Below are 13,777 nucleotides of genomic sequence, written 5' to 3'. Positions count from 1 at the left end.
CCTGGCCGGCGGCGGGCTGCTGACGCTCACCGTGGCCGGGTTCGCGCCGGGGCCGGCGCCGGTCGCCGCGGTGGCGGCGATCCTCGGCGGGCTGCTCCTGACCCTGGCACGCGGCCGGTGAGGAGAAACGCGCCTGTCATGTGCCGGTTCCGGGATGCCGGAGAATGAGAAGGCATGACAGAGCTGCGCCCCGCGACCGGCGCCGACCTCCCCGCCGTCGCCGCCGTCTACGCCCACTACGTCACCACCAGCGTGGCCACGTTCGACGAGACGCCGCCGGGTGTGGAGGAATGGCGGGCCAAGGCGGGCCTGATCGCCGGGCGGGGGCTGCCGTTCCTGGTGGCGGTGGACGGCGGTGAGGTGGCCGGGTTCGCCTACGCCGGCCCGTACCGCCCCAAGCCCGCCTACCGGCACACGGTCGAGGACACCGTCTACCTCGCCCCGGGCATGACGGGGCGCGGGCTCGGCCGGCTGCTGCTGGGCGAGCTGATCGGGCGCGCCGCGCGGACGGACGCCCGGCAGATGGTCGCGGTGATCGCCGACACCGGTGACCCGGCATCGCTCAGGCTGCACGCGGCGTTCGGGTTCGAGGAGGCGGGGCGGCTCAGGGGCGTCGGCTTCAAGCACGGCCGCTGGCTCGACACAGTTCTGCTCCAGCGCGCCCTGCGGTAGGTGAACGGCTCGACCACGCGGCTTTCTTCGGCAGGATAGAGGCGTGAGCCTACTCATCGACCGCCTGCCCGAAGAGATCGACGCCGACGCTGACGCCATATTCGACGCCTTCGTCACCTGGAACTCAGAGCGGGGGCTCACGCTCTATCCCGCCCAGGAGGAGGCCCTGATCGAGGTCGTCTCCGGCAGCAACCTGATCCTGGCGACGCCCACCGGCTCCGGCAAGAGCCTGGTCGCCGCCGGCGCCCACTTCGCGGCGCTGACCAGGGACATGCGCACCTTCTACACGGCGCCGATCAAGGCGCTGGTGTCGGAGAAGTTCTTCGACCTGTGCGCGATCTTCGGCACCGAGAACGTCGGCATGATGACCGGCGACGCCAGCGTCAACCCGGGCGCGCCGATCATCTGCTGCACGGCCGAGATCCTGGCCAACGTGGCCCTGCGCGACGGCGCGGCGGCCGACATCGGCCAGGTCGTCATGGACGAGTTCCACTTCTACGCCGAGCCCGACCGCGGCTGGGCGTGGCAGGTTCCGCTGCTGGAGCTGCCGCAGGTGCAGTTCGTGCTGATGTCGGCCACGCTGGGCGACGTCGCGATGTTCGAGCGCGACCTGACCCGGCGCACCGGGCGGCCCACCTCGGTGGTCAAGCACGCCGAGCGGCCGGTGCCGCTGGTCTACTCCTACCGGATGACCCCGCTGCACGAGACGCTCGAGGAGATGCTGACCACCGGCCAGGCGCCGGTCTACGTCGTGCACTTCACCCAGGCGGCGGCGATGGAGCGGGCCCAGTCCCTGATGTCACTCAACATGGCGACGAAGGCCGAGAAGGAGGCCATCGCCGCGATGATCGGCGGGTTCCGCTTCACGACCCGCTTCGGCCGGGCGCTGTCCCGGCTCGTACGCCATGGCATCGGCGTGCACCACGCCGGGATGCTGCCGAAATACCGGCGCCTGGTGGAGCGGCTCGCCCAGGCCGGGCTGCTGAAGGTCATCTGCGGCACCGACACCCTGGGCGTCGGCGTCAACGTGCCGATCAGGACCGTGCTGTTCACGGCGCTGTCCAAGTACGACGGCAACAAGGTGCGCCGCCTGCGCGCCCGCGAGTTCCACCAGATCGCCGGCCGCGCCGGCCGGGCCGGCTTCGACACGATCGGCTACGTGGCCTGCCAGGCCCCCGAACACGACGTCGAGAACGCCAAGGCCCTCGCCAAGATCGGCGACGACCCGAAGCGGCGCCGCGGCTACGCCCGCAAGAAGCCGCCGGAGGGGTTCGTCGGCTGGAGCGCGGAGACGTTCGAGAAGCTGCAGACCGCCGAGCCGGAGGCGCTGGCCTCCCGTTTCAAGGTGAGCAACGCGATGCTGCTCGCGGTCATCAACCGGCCGGGCGACTGCTTCCAGGCGATGAGGCACCTGCTGACCGACAACCACGAGGACCGCAAGTGGCAGCGGCGGCACATCAGCCAGGCCATCGCCATCTATCGGTCGCTGCTCGCGGGCGGCATCGTGGAGCAGCTCCGGGAGCCCGACGAGCAGGGCCGGCGGGCCAGGCTCACGATCGAGCTGCAGGAGGACTTCGCGCTCAACCAGGCGCTGTCCACGTTCGCGCTGGCCGCCTTCGACCTGATGGACATGGAGTCGCCGGGTTACGCGCTCGACATGGTGTCGATCGTGGAGTCCATCCTGGACGATCCGCGCCAGATCCTGTCCGCCCAGCTGAAGAAGGCCAGGGGCGAGGCGGTGGCGCAGATGAAGGCCGACGGGATCGACTACGACGAGCGCATGGAGGCCCTGGCGGAGGTCATGTACCCGATGCCGCTGGATGACCTGCTGCTCGGGGCGTACGAGACGTACCGGCGCGGGCATCCGTGGGTGGGCGACTACACGGTCAGCCCCAAGTCCGTGGTGCGCGACATGTACGAGCGGGCGATGACGTTCGGCGAGTACATCCAGTTCTACGAGCTGGCCAGGTCGGAGGGCACGGTGCTGCGCTACCTGGCCGACGCCTACCGGACGCTGTCGCGCACGGTGCCCGAGCACCTCAAGACCGACGACCTGGTGGACCTGATCGAGTGGCTCGGCGAGCTGGTCAGGCAGGTCGACTCCTCGCTGATCGACGAGTGGGAGAAGCTGGCCAACCCCGCCGAGGCGCTGGAGCGGCAGGACCAGCTCGAGGCCAAGGTCCGCCCGGTCACGGCCAACCCGCGGGCGTTCCGGGTGCTGGTGCGCAACGCGATGTTCCGCCTGGTCGAGCTCTGCGCCCTGGAGGGGGAGGCGGAGCTGGCGGAGCTTGCGCCGGACGTCGACTGGGGCGCGGCGCTCGACGCCTACTACGACGAGCACGAGGATATCTTCACCGACGCCGACGCGCGGGGCCCCGCGCTGCTGCGCATCGAGGAGGAGAGCGGGCTGTGGCGGGTCCGCCAGACAATCAAGGACCCGGCGGGCGACGGCGACTGGGGCATCGACGCGCAGGTGGACCTGGCCGGCTCCGACGAGGAGGGACGGGCGGTGCTGCACGTCGCCGGGCTCAACAGGCTCTAGAGTCCCCTGGAGTCCCGGAAAGCAAGAGGGCCGTGTGCCGGAACGGACTGGCAAGGGCGTTCCGGCACGCGGCCTCTTACTCACATCGTTACCAGCGAACGTCCATGTCGGGTCATGGCAGTGTCTCAAGATCGGGACATTCAGCAGGCGGCCACATCGCAGATCTTGGCGAGCATGCGTCTGGCGTCCTTGGTCTGCCGGGTGAAGTCGGCCTTGGCGGGCTTGCCCCACTCCCCCGCCTGCGTGTAGATCACCAGGGCGTTGGCGCGCCGGGCGACGATGCCGCGCTCGCCGCCGAAGCCCGGCTTCCGGCCGTGGTACACCTGGCCGGTGACGGCCAGGGCCTCGTCCCCCAGCCCGACGTCGCGCAGCCCGTACCTGTAGCCGCGGACGCGGCAGGTCGCCGTCGCGCTGCGCAGGTCCTTCACGGCCTTGCGCGCGGCAGACGCGGACTTGTAGAGGATGACCTGCTCGGACTTGGAGAAGTCGGGCACGGCGGTGTGGACGACGGTCCTGGCGGCCGTCCGGCCGGCCTGGGCGAGCCTGGGGCGTTCGCACGGGTTGACCACGAGCCCGGCCGACTTCTTCCGGTTGACCGTCCAGGTGGTCTCGGGATCGTCGTCCTTGACCGCCGCGGCCTTCTCGTACAGCAGGAAGCCGTTGGGGATGGCGGTGGCCGCGGCTAACAGCAGAGTGATGACCATGGCTCAAAATAGTACGGATGAGCGATGAAGAGATCAGGCGGGTGCTGGGCCTCCTCTCCCAGGACGACACGCTGCGCGCGTTCGCGTCCCTGCTGCTCGGCACGGGCGGCGAGCAGCCTCCGAAGGCGCTCGACCGGCTGGCCAGCGGCGGCCTGGCCGAGTGTGACGCGCGTGGCGTGTGGCGGGCGACGCCGGAGCGGTTCAGGGAGCTGCTGCGCGGCATCGGCGAGCCCGGCCGCGAGCTGAGCGCCGAGGAGCGGCTGCTGCGCACGTTCCTCGTGGACGGGCGGCTGCGCTCGATGCCGATGAAGCGTGATAAGCGGCTGGTGGTGCTGCGTTACATCGCGCGGGCGTTCGAGCCCGGCGTGCGCTATCCGGAGAAGGACGTGAACGTGACGTTGCGGGCGTTCCATGACGACTACGCCGCGCTGCGCCGCTACCTCGTGGACGAGGGGCTGCTGTCGCGGGAGGACAACGTCTACTGGCGCAGCGGCGGCCCCGTCGACGTCTGAGCCCTTGAGGCCGCCGCTACGCTTCGGTCACCGAGGCGACTTCGTAGATGTGCGCATCGGTGACGAACGACGGGCTGTTCACGTGCGCGCTCCCGGCAGGTGTGTCGATCATCGCCTGCCAGTGCCGGCGACTGCGCCACTGAATGTATTCGGCGACCCGCGTGCCGTCCTCGCTGCGGTGAATGGCACAACACAGGAACCCGTCCTGCTTGGAGTGGTCCGCGGCGACGTCGCGCAGGTGCTCGACCAGCGCGTGCTGGTTCTCGGGGTCGACGGTGAATACGACGATTATCGTGTGGACGTCGTTCGACTCGGCGATGGTCGCCATGGTCGGCCACCTCCTACTGCGGCTCGGCGCTCTGCGCGTGGTGGATCGAGCGCACGCGCACGAGGGTCGGATCCCACTTGTCCGCGACAGCCGTCGCCTCGGTCAGATGCTCCCGGACGTCGGCCCGCTGCAGCGCTTCCTTGTACTGCCGCTCACTGGCCCATTGCGCGTAGTTGATCACCCGGGTTCCGTCCAGGCTGGTGTGCAGGTTCGCGGAGATGAAGCCGGGCAGCGTCACGAAGATCTTGCGGGTGGCCTCGTCCAGGGCGTCGACCAGCTCCGTCTGCCTCGTCGGGTCGACGGTGAACACGTTCACCAGGGTGACCTGGTCGGTGTCGGCCGTGACGGTGATCGTCGTTACGGATGTGCTCATGGTGTGATTCCTCCTAGAAAGCGCAAGTGTCCGCGCATGCTGACCGCAGCCAGAACGACACCGCCGTCCGGCCAGCCCTGTCGAAGTAGCAGCCCGGATGCCGAGCGCTCTGACAACGACAGCCTAACCGGCATGTGTCCTATAAACAAGGATTACTGTCTCGATTATCACGACATGCTGGATGTCAACCCAACCCCAGCGCCGTGATGGCCTCCACTGCTCCGGATGTGCGCGGACTCGTGTTCCGCGTCATGATTTCTGGCAGAGGCCCATGCTTGTCCTCTGACCAAGGAGACCGTGATGCCCCAACCCCTGCGATCCCCGTCGATGAGAAGGTCCGGATCGTGCTGAGCATCCTGGCCGGCGAAATGACGGTGGCCCAGGCCGCTCGCCGCGCCAGAGCCTCGGAACAGTCGATCGGCACCTTGAAGCGTCAGTTCATCGAGAACGGCCACGCCGGCCTAGTGGCGAAGAACTCCCGCACCCCCAGCGCGAGGCCCGGCTCGAAGCGGAGATCGAGGAGCTGAAGACCGCGCTCGGCGAGGCGCATGTCGGGCTGCGGGTGTGGAAGAAGTCAGCCGAGCACCGCCTGGCCCCTTCCAAGACCTCGAGGTGATCCGCACCAAGGCGGGGATGCCAACCTCGAGGTTCTGCCGCCTGACCGGCATCCCCGAACGGACCTACCGACGCTGGCAGGCACGAGCCCGTAGCGAGCCACCCGTCCGCGGTCCGTGGCCGTCCCCCGTCGCTGAAGCGGTAGAACCGTACGTGATCAAGCACGCTGAGGCCCACCCCGCCTGGGGACACCGCAAGATCTGGGCGTTATGCCGCTTCGACGGCCACCAGACATCCGCCTCGACCGTGGAGCGGATCATGCGCCGCGGCGGCCTGCTGCAAGGACGCGACCACACCGCCGCACTCCGCGCCTGGGCTGCCGAGCGGCGCGCGGCCTTCGCTCACGCTCCGGTAGCTACGCCGTCGAGTTGGCGCGCGTCGGCCCGGACAACGAGACTCGGCACGACCGAATCGAGATGGTGCCGAGCGACCACCCCGACCGCGTCGGCCTGCTGGTCGCACAGAACGCCGGAGCGTTGGCATGACCACGGTCACGGCCACGGCAAGCGAGCGAGTGTCCCGCTATCCGTACGTGATCGGGTGGACAGGAGAGGCTCAGAACCCTCCGCTGAAGTGGGTACCGCGCCATGGCGGGTTGCGACTGAGCTACGCCGTGCCCCAACGGGACGACTTCCGCAACGGTGCCCTCCTTCTGCGGCAGAGCCAGAACCGCACGGGCCGACCCGACTTCAAGACGGTCAACACGCTGAGGCAGTGGCGCTCCATGGACAAGCGGCTGTGCCAGGTGTGCGCACGGTCGGCTGTAGATCGGGAGACGGGCCGGATTTGGTGGTTGCTGTCGTCCGGCTACGGCGGTGATGGCGACGGCTACACCAACGCCCCACCGACGTGCCCGGCGTGCATCCCGGAAGCGATCTCACGGTGTTCGCACCTGCGGCGCAACGCCGCCGTCTTCACCGTGGGCGACTGCTCCCCCTTCGGAGTGCGGGCGGACTTGTTTGTTCCTTACTTGCCGCCGCTCGTGCCGTTCGAGCGCAACGCCGTCCTCAGGTTCGAGGATTACGACATGCATCACGCGCTGGCCCGTGAGCTGCTCATGCGACTACATGACGTGCAGCCGGCCGTGACAGAGGGCGATGCGTCATGGGCGGCATAGGCGGTGCCCATCCGTTCGTGGATGACTGATGTCCCGCGTCAAGAAGGTGGCAGGGTTTCGGTGCGGGGAAAGTTGGGGGTCGTCGGGTCGGCATGGCCGAGGTAGCCCTCGATCGGCCGGTTCATGGCGATGCCCTCGTGTGGGCGCCGGGTGTTGAACTCGGTGCGGTGGGCATGGGTGTGTACATCCCGACCGGGCCGAACCAGGTCTGGCAGCTGGACGTCACCGAGTTCGAAACCAGCGCGGGCGGGACCTGATCGATGTGGTGACCGACCCGGCCACCGGTCAGATCCAGCCCGTGGTGCTGGTCACCGACAACGGTCCGGCGTTCAAGTCGATCGCGTTCGCCCGATTCTTCGCCGCCCATCCCGAGCTGAAGCACGTCCGGACCCGCAAGAAGTCGCCGCACACCAACGGCGTGCGGGAACGGGCCTTCGGGTCGCTGAAGTACGAGCGGCTCTACCGCGAGGAGATCCCCGACGGCTCCACCCTCGCCCTAGAGGGCCGATGGTGACCGTGGCGATTCTCCATCCGGCGTTCGCGTAGATGATGAGCTTGGGAGGGTGCCAAAGGGTCTCGACGGTGGAGTAGAGCTTGATCGCGCATCGGTCGGCAATCCGCTTGATCAGTTGGGCATGGATGCCTGCGGCCGTCAGATGCCCCAGAACCCGCTCAAGAGCCGCGTTCTGCGCTGCCGCTTCCTCCTCCGGTATCGGCTGGCAAAGCAGGTCGTCAGCCGATGATGTTCTGTGTGTGCGGGCCATGCCTCGACGGTAGAAGTGGGCGATTTCCAGGCTCAACGAGTGTGCTTGAACTTGCTCAGAATCAACCAAGCTCGGAGATGGCGGCAGCGATGAGCTGCCGGGCCGCCGTCCCGTAGACAGCCAATTCAGACATGTGGTTGAACCCTCTGACGTACTGGGCGATCTCTGATGGCTGGCTCACGTTGATCTCGGCTGTCAGCAGCTCCACCTGCACCAGCGAGTCGTCAAAGATGTTGAACGCCTCTACGGGCCACATGAGCCGCTGTGCATCCTGCGGAATGACCCCCAGAGACACGGATGGTAGGGACATGACGGCCAGCAGGTGTCCCAGCTGTCCCGCCATGACTTCTGCGCTGCCTATCCGGCTGCGCAGCACCCATTCCTCTACCAGGACCGCGAATCGATGATTCCCCTCGTGCAGAAGCCGGGCTCTAGCTACACGAGCGGCTACGGCCTGCGCCACGTCGTTGGGGGCTTCTCTGAAGGCGGCGATGGATGACAGCAGCGCCTCAGCGTAGGCAGGCGTTTGGAAGAGACCCGGAATGACGTTGGAGCAGTAGACACGGAAGTGCTTTACCTGCTCGTACATTTTGATCTTGGAGAGCTGGAGCTGTCGTAGCCCCGTCTTTTGGAGCCGCTTCCACTCCACGTACATCAGGTCGGCCGCTCGTGAGGCGGCGACTAGTTCAGGGATCTGATCCTCGGCACCACAAGCCGTACACCAGGCCCGAATGTCCGGCTCAGAGGGAACGGTCCGGCCATGCTCGATCTTGGACGCTTTGGATTCATGCCACCCCACCATCTGGGCCACCGCTCGGGCCGTGAGCCCGGCGTCCAGGCGGATCTCTCGAAGGCGCTGAGCTATGCCCTGACGTGCTTGCTGGGCGCTTGAAGACGGCGAGGTGCGCATGTGCGGCTATCAGACGATCCTGTACTCGGCATGATCGATCCCGCGTTCCCAGACTGCCTCGAAGGCAGTCAGGCATTGCTTGATCACGCCAGGATCGCGAACGAGCTCATCGCCGAGATACCGGCCGTCTCCCGCGAAGAAGCCGAAACGGACAAGGTGCTCATCGAACACCCATAGGTCGTTGCCGGGAAGTAGAAGGTCAGACGCCTGTCGGCGCGGAAGCCACCTGACAAGCTCCCCGGCCTTGATGTTCATGGAGCCGGTCACGGAATGCTCGAACCGGATGTAGTCGGTCACCGGTTCGGACACGATGCGTGCCCGGCGAACCAGCACGCCCCTTGTCCGTGCCTCTCCTATGAGCTCGTGCCATTCGCGTTCCCGCTGCGTGCGGTCGTAGGGCGGTCCGCCTTGCCAGGCGATGAACGATGGGTCGTCGGGCACGTAGGCGTCCCGCATCTCCAGGTGAACCGCTGAATGCTGGGCGCTCGCCAGCATCTCCTCAAAGGTCATGAGCGGCTCCATCACACGCCTCCATCAGGAGCTTGGCCGTGCGTCGCGGGACGCGGACGACCTTCTCATTGTCGGGGATTGGGCTACGCGCGGCGACTTGGGCGAGATCTTCCGGCCCGGTCACTTCCCACCCTTGTATGACGATGCTGCCGTCCGACTCGTCCACCCACACGGAAGGGCAGTTGTTCCCGTCCGTGTTCGGGTCGATGCCGATGAACCGTAGCGCCATGGTGCCCTCCGATGCTCCGAGTATGCTCCAACTTGCACACGCGAGCTTGAACGGCAAGCGGGAGCCAGTCAAGCGACTCATGCCAGATTGGACCCATCACGGGTCAGCACAACGTCAGCACCGGTGCTGACAACAACCATGATCAACCGAGAACGACAAGAAGCCCCAGACTCTCGGCATGTGCCGTGAGCTGGGGCTTTAACTCCTGTTTGACCAGGTCAGACCTGATCCGCTATGGAGCTCCTGTTTGACCAGGTCAGACCTGATCCGCTATGGAGCGTGGTGGACGATACTGGGATTGAACCAGTGACCTCTTCCGTGTCAGGGAAGCGCTCTCCCGCTGAGCTAATCGTCCTTGGAGGTGGAGACGGGATTTGAACCCGTGTGGACGGCTTTGCAGGCCGCTGCCTCGCCTCTCGGCCACTCCACCGCGCCGAACTCCGAGCGGAAGACGGGATTCGAACCCGCGACCCTCACCTTGGCAAGGTGATGCTCTACCACTGAGCCACTTCCGCGTTGCCCGACTACTCTAGCGGGTTTTCCGAGCGGATGCTCACGTGCGAGGCGGTCATCCGCGCGATGGTCACCCGCGGGGGTCACCCGCGGGGGGTCACTTGCGGGGGTCACTTGCGGAGCTGGCGGGCCACGCTGCGCTCGGTGGCGGGCAGGCTCAGGAAGATCTCCAGGATGCGGGTGAGGCGGTGGACCTCGATGCGGTGGAAGGCGGGGCCTTCGGAGCGGGCGAGGAGCAGCGCGAGCGCCAGCGGGGGCAGCGGGGCGTGGATGATGTGCAGGCCGCCGTCCAGGGTGGAGGCAGTGGGGCGGAGCGGCACGTCGCCGGGCAGCGACACCTTCTGCGGCGCGCGCCAGCTGGCGTACACGATGCCGTGCTCGGCGGACGTGGCGGCCCAGTCGGCGCTGAACAGCACCGGCAGCGAGTCGACCAGAGTGGTCAGCGCCCTGTCGCCCGCCGTGGTGATGTATTTGAGTATCTCCAGCTCGGGGTAGGTGCCCGGCGCCTCGCGGGTGGTCCAGACGCCGTCGACCGTCACGCCGTCGACGCTCCGCAGGCCGTCGCGCAGGGCGTCCTTGGGCGTGCCGTCGGGCCAGAACACCGTGATGTCGTCGACCGCCCTGCCCTCGCCCCTGTCGAGGACGGTCACCTGGGTGATGTCGGCTCCCGCGACGCCGAGGACCTTGGTGACCTGAGCCAGCGCCCCCGGGCGGTCGGGCAGCGTGATGCGGACGCGAAGGAGCATCCATCCCTCCCCACGAAGATGCACCTCCCAGCGTATCGGCGAATACCGGTCGGAGCCGGACCTGCGCTACAACTGACGGGGTGAAGATTGGGCCGATCGGGGTGTGGCCGCCGGTGGTGCTGGCGCCGATGGCGGGCATCACGAACGCGCCGTTCCGGGTGCTCTGCCGCGAGCAGGGCGCCGGGCTGTTCGTGTGCGAGATGATCACGACGCGGGCGCTGGTGGAGCGCAACCCCAAGACGTTGCGGATGATCAGGTTCGCGGAGTCGGAGTCGCCGCGCAGCATCCAGCTGTACGGGGTGGATCCGGCCACGGTGGGCCGGGCGGTCAGGATGATCGCCGAGGAGGATCTGGCCGACCACGTCGACCTCAACTTCGGCTGCCCGGTGCCCAAGGTCACCAGGCGTGGCGGCGGGTCGGCGCTGCCGTACAAGCGGCATCTGCTGCGGCGGATCCTGCGCGAGGCGGTGGCCGGCGCGGGCCCGCTGCCGGTGACGATGAAGATGCGCAAGGGGATCGACGACGATCACCTGACCTACCTCGACGCGGGCCGCATCGCGGCCGAGGAGGGGGTCGCCGCGATCGCCCTGCACGCCCGGACGGCCAGGCAGCACTACGGCGGCGTGGCCGACTGGGACGCGATCGCCCGCCTCAAGGAGGCCGTGCCGGAAATCCCGGTGCTGGGCAACGGCGACATCTGGTGCGCGGACGACGCTCTGCGGATGGTGGCCGAGACCGGGTGCGACGGCGTGGTCGTGGGGCGGGGCTGCCTGGGCCGGCCCTGGCTGTTCAGGGACCTCACGAACGCGTTCGACGGCAGCCCGGAGCGCGCCCGGCCGACACTGGGCGAGGTCGCCGAGATGATGGCCAGGCACGCCGAGGGGCTGGTGGGGTGCTTCGACGTGGAGAGGTACGCGGTGGCGGACTTCCGCAAGCACGTGGGGTGGTATCTCAAGGGGTTCACGGTGGGGAGCGAGCTGCGGCGCGAGCTGGCCACGGCCGAGTCGCTCGACGGGCTTCGGGAGGGGCTCGCCAAGCTGGACCACGACCAGCCCTGGCCGCCGAACACCGACACACCCCGGGGCAAGTCCGGCGAGCGGACCAAAGTGCTGCTGCCGGACGGCTGGCTCGACGATCCGTGGGACTGCGCCGTCCCCGACGACGCCGAGTCGGATATATCCGGCGGCTGACCAGCTTCCGGCCTGGAGTGGCTCCCCTCGGGCGCCTGGGGGAAGGCCGTCGGTGGGGCCTGGGGTGCGGCCTCAGTGGGGCCTGGGTGGCGGCCCTCGGTGGAACCCGGAGTGGCGGCCCTCAGTGGGGCTCTGGCACCTCCGTGCCGCAGGGGCCGCCGCCCGCGGCCGGCTCCAGCGTGAGGGGCTCGCCCGACATGGTGAGCGTCGGATAGTACGCCGAGATCCGCTCGGCCGAACGCCCGGCGTAGTGGCAGATGAAGCTGCGCCTGAACCGGTCGGCCGTGGTGTTCGGCCCGGAGCCGTGCACCAGGCTGCCGTTGAAGAACAGCACGTCACCGGGCTCCATGTCGACCGGGACCCGCTCCATGCCCGGCGGCGGCGGGACGTACTCCCGCGTGAACGAGACACCGGGATCAGCCTCCTCCGGGCAGAACAGGTCCATCAGGTGCGTTCCCGGCACCACCTCCAGCCCGCCGTTCGCCCGGTCCACCCGGTCGAGCGCCACCCAGGCGGCCACGCAGGTGCCCGGCTCGACCCTGAGATAGAAGTTGTCCTGGTGCGGCGCCTGCCCGCGCGCTCCGGGCGGTTTGAAATAGAACATGCTCTGGGCTGCTATCGGCTCCTCGCCGAGCAGCTCGCGCAGTATCGCGGCGATCCGCGCGTCGAGCAGGTAGCGGAGGGCGAGCCCGTTCACCTGGTGCGGGTGCATGATCCGGGGATAGTCGCGCAGTACGTCGTACGGTGTGCCCGGCTCCTGCGGCCTGGGCGAGAAATGCCCTGGAATGGGGCCTGCCGCGTGGAGCGCCATGAACTCGTCGCGCAGCTCGGCCGCCTCGCCGGGCGCAAGGAGGGCGGGCACCAGCACGTACCCCTGCTCGTGGAAGTCGTTGAGCCTCATGCCCTTCACGCTAGGAGGCCGCGGGGTGGAAGGGTATGCCTGTGACCGCTGAGGACATGTCTGTTCCTGCTGCCGAGCTGATCATTCTGGGGCACTTCGACAAGGCTCCCGGCTACGCCACCCGCCGTGCCGGCGGCTCGCCGAGCTGGCTGCTCATGTGGACCCAGGCCGGGGCGGGGCTGGTGGAGCAGTCGGGGGCGTCGTTCACGGCCGGGCCGGGCGACCTCGTGGTGCTGGCGTCCGGCGCGGCCCAGCGCTATCGGGTCGCTCCGGGCAGGGAGCGGTGGCGCTTCTGGTGGGTCCACTTCCAGCCCCGCCCGTCCTGGACGGGCAGGCTCGCGCCGTACGCTCGGGCGCCCGGATGCCATCTGGTCGGCCCGGTGCCGCCCTCCCTGCATGGGCGCATCGACGGGATCTTCCAGCGCGCGCTGCGCGACGCCCGCTGGATCCCACCCGCGGACAGCCCGCCGGAGGACGCTCTCGCGACCGGCGGCTCGGGACCCGCCCGTGCGGCACCGCCACCCGTGGTCACCGGCGTCGTGCCCGTCGTCGCCGCCCACGAGGAGCCCGCTGGCGTGGAGCCCGTTGTCGCCACCGTCGGGGAGCCCGCTGTCGCCGCTGGCGTGGAGCCCGCTGTGGCCGCCGATGTCGGGCCCGCCGTCGCGGCCTCACCCACCGCCCGTGAGCTCGTGCTGGGGGCGGTCGAGGAGGTGGTGGTCCTCGCCAGCGCCTCCGCTCGCCGTTCCGACGGCAGCGGGGACGCGCGGGTGCGCCGGGCCCTGACGCTGATCACCGCCGCGCCGGGCGCGCCGCACTCGGTCGCCTCGCTCGCCAGCGCCGTGGCCCTCTCGCCGTCCCGGTTCGCCCACCTCTTCGCGGCCGAGACCGGCTCCACCCCCATGCGGGCCGTACGTCAGGCCCGGGTACGGCACGCGGCCCGGCTGCTGGAGGTCACGGACCTGGACATCGGCCAGGTCGCGACGGCCTCCGGGTTCGTAAGCCCGTTCCACTTCAGCCGGGCGTTCAGGCAGGAGTACGGGCTGCCGCCGCGCGCCTACCGCGACCGCCTGCCCCGCGACGCGTAGGCCAGGGCCAGGGCCACGGCCAAGGCCACCGCCAGCGCCAGCGCCAGCGCCAGCGCCAGCGCCAGC

Annotated in this window: 17 protein-coding genes and 3 tRNA genes; 9 read left to right on the top strand and 11 right to left on the bottom strand. The window is 68.8% G+C overall.

The genetic code is table 11. The features are described from left to right. Positions 1 to 174: 174 nt before the first annotated feature. Positions 175 to 672 carry a GNAT family N-acetyltransferase gene (locus DQW85_RS05850; RefSeq protein ID WP_113699381.1) on the top strand — a complete coding sequence of 166 codons (498 nt, stop codon included), beginning with the start codon at positions 175 to 177 and terminating at the stop codon, positions 670 to 672. A gap of 43 nt (positions 673 to 715) precedes the next feature. Continuing rightward, a complete protein-coding gene (locus DQW85_RS05845) occupies positions 716 to 3,214 on the top strand; it encodes a DEAD/DEAH box helicase (RefSeq protein ID WP_113699380.1) in 2,499 nt (832 codons plus the stop codon). Between the two features lie 140 nt (positions 3,215 to 3,354). Here the strand turns inward: DQW85_RS05845 and DQW85_RS05840 are convergent, their stop codons facing one another. Next, complete coding sequence (locus tag DQW85_RS05840) at positions 3,355 to 3,918, bottom strand: hypothetical protein (RefSeq protein ID WP_113699379.1); 564 nt, start codon at positions 3,916 to 3,918, stop codon at positions 3,355 to 3,357. 17 nt (positions 3,919 to 3,935) lie between these two features. Between DQW85_RS05840 and DQW85_RS05835 the strand changes: the two genes are divergently transcribed. Continuing rightward, positions 3,936 to 4,430 (top strand): DUF2087 domain-containing protein, encoded by a 495-nt coding sequence (locus DQW85_RS05835; RefSeq protein WP_205314911.1) that lies wholly within the window; start codon positions 3,936 to 3,938, stop codon positions 4,428 to 4,430. Positions 4,431 to 4,446: 16 nt separating this feature from the next. On the opposite strand, the gene DQW85_RS05830 is transcribed toward DQW85_RS05835, so the two are convergent. Together DQW85_RS05830 and DQW85_RS05825 are read right to left on the bottom strand one after the other, a co-directional pair. Beyond that, positions 4,447 to 4,758, bottom strand: coding sequence for an antibiotic biosynthesis monooxygenase family protein (locus tag DQW85_RS05830; protein WP_113699377.1), 312 nt, complete (start codon positions 4,756 to 4,758; stop codon positions 4,447 to 4,449). Positions 4,759 to 4,771: 13 nt separating this feature from the next. After that, on the bottom strand, positions 4,772 to 5,131 hold the full coding sequence (locus DQW85_RS05825) for an antibiotic biosynthesis monooxygenase family protein (RefSeq protein ID WP_113699376.1): 360 nt from the start codon (positions 5,129 to 5,131) through the stop codon (positions 4,772 to 4,774). Between the two features lie 206 nt (positions 5,132 to 5,337). On the opposite strand from DQW85_RS05825, the gene DQW85_RS48505 reads away from it, so the two are divergent. The 4 genes from DQW85_RS48505 to DQW85_RS45680 all read left to right on the top strand — a co-directional run bounded on the left by DQW85_RS48505 (position 5,338) and on the right by DQW85_RS45680 (position 7,377). Beyond that, positions 5,338 to 5,658, top strand: coding sequence for a helix-turn-helix domain-containing protein (locus tag DQW85_RS48505; RefSeq protein WP_476703596.1), 321 nt, complete (start codon positions 5,338 to 5,340; stop codon positions 5,656 to 5,658). A 569-nt stretch (positions 5,659 to 6,227) separates the two neighbouring features. Next, on the top strand, positions 6,228 to 6,863 hold the full coding sequence (locus DQW85_RS46565; protein ID WP_162794758.1) for a hypothetical protein: 636 nt from the start codon (positions 6,228 to 6,230) through the stop codon (positions 6,861 to 6,863). 92 nt (positions 6,864 to 6,955) lie between these two features. Next, positions 6,956 to 7,120 (top strand): hypothetical protein, encoded by a 165-nt coding sequence (locus DQW85_RS45685; protein WP_205314909.1) that lies wholly within the window; start codon positions 6,956 to 6,958, stop codon positions 7,118 to 7,120. Between the two features lie 8 nt (positions 7,121 to 7,128). Continuing rightward, positions 7,129 to 7,377 carry a DDE-type integrase/transposase/recombinase gene (locus tag DQW85_RS45680; protein ID WP_205314908.1) on the top strand — a complete coding sequence of 83 codons (249 nt, stop codon included), beginning with the start codon at positions 7,129 to 7,131 and terminating at the stop codon, positions 7,375 to 7,377. 311 nt (positions 7,378 to 7,688) lie between these two features. Here DQW85_RS45680 and DQW85_RS05800 read toward each other — a convergent pair whose 3' ends face one another. The 7 genes from DQW85_RS05800 to DQW85_RS05770 form a co-directional block, all read right to left on the bottom strand. After that, positions 7,689 to 8,537: a helix-turn-helix domain-containing protein gene (locus DQW85_RS05800; RefSeq protein WP_113699374.1), complete on the bottom strand. Its 849-nt coding sequence runs from the start codon at positions 8,535 to 8,537 to the stop codon at positions 7,689 to 7,691. 9 nt (positions 8,538 to 8,546) lie between these two features. After that, positions 8,547 to 9,059: a DUF6879 family protein gene (locus tag DQW85_RS05795; protein ID WP_113699373.1), complete on the bottom strand. Its 513-nt coding sequence runs from the start codon at positions 9,057 to 9,059 to the stop codon at positions 8,547 to 8,549. After that, positions 9,037 to 9,276 carry a hypothetical protein gene (locus DQW85_RS05790; RefSeq protein WP_113699372.1) on the bottom strand — a complete coding sequence of 80 codons (240 nt, stop codon included), beginning with the start codon at positions 9,274 to 9,276 and terminating at the stop codon, positions 9,037 to 9,039. Before DQW85_RS05790 ends, DQW85_RS05795 begins: the two co-directional genes overlap by 23 nt. A gap of 280 nt (positions 9,277 to 9,556) precedes the next feature. After that, positions 9,557 to 9,631: transfer RNA gene (locus tag DQW85_RS05785), tRNA-Val, on the bottom strand. Between the two features lies 1 nt (position 9,632). Beyond that, positions 9,633 to 9,706 (bottom strand) — tRNA-Cys (locus DQW85_RS05780). Between the two features lie 13 nt (positions 9,707 to 9,719). Continuing rightward, positions 9,720 to 9,791: transfer RNA gene (locus tag DQW85_RS05775), tRNA-Gly, on the bottom strand. Positions 9,792 to 9,899: 108 nt separating this feature from the next. After that, the gene (locus tag DQW85_RS05770) at positions 9,900 to 10,535 is read right to left on the bottom strand and encodes an ACT domain-containing protein (RefSeq protein WP_113699371.1); all 636 of its coding nucleotides are present in this window, start codon (positions 10,533 to 10,535) and stop codon (positions 9,900 to 9,902) included. Between the two features lie 80 nt (positions 10,536 to 10,615). Here DQW85_RS05770 and dusB point away from each other — a divergent pair, with 80 nt between their 5' ends. Then, a complete protein-coding gene (gene dusB, locus DQW85_RS05765; protein ID WP_205314907.1) occupies positions 10,616 to 11,725 on the top strand; it encodes a tRNA dihydrouridine synthase DusB in 1,110 nt (369 codons plus the stop codon). 121 nt (positions 11,726 to 11,846) lie between these two features. Here dusB and DQW85_RS05760 read toward each other — a convergent pair whose 3' ends face one another. After that, positions 11,847 to 12,626 (bottom strand): phytanoyl-CoA dioxygenase family protein, encoded by a 780-nt coding sequence (locus tag DQW85_RS05760; protein WP_113699370.1) that lies wholly within the window; start codon positions 12,624 to 12,626, stop codon positions 11,847 to 11,849. 56 nt (positions 12,627 to 12,682) lie between these two features. Between DQW85_RS05760 and DQW85_RS05755 the strand changes: the two genes are divergently transcribed. Continuing rightward, positions 12,683 to 13,711, top strand: a complete 1,029-nt coding sequence (locus DQW85_RS05755) for a helix-turn-helix domain-containing protein (RefSeq protein WP_205314906.1) — start codon at positions 12,683 to 12,685, stop codon at positions 13,709 to 13,711. The last annotated feature ends 66 nt before the right edge of the window (positions 13,712 to 13,777 follow it).

The sequence above is a fragment of the Nonomuraea lactucae genome (assembly GCF_003313395.1).
Lineage (GTDB): Bacteria > Actinomycetota > Actinomycetes > Streptosporangiales > Streptosporangiaceae > Nonomuraea > Nonomuraea lactucae.
This window is presented reverse-complemented; position numbering and strand designations above follow the sequence as displayed.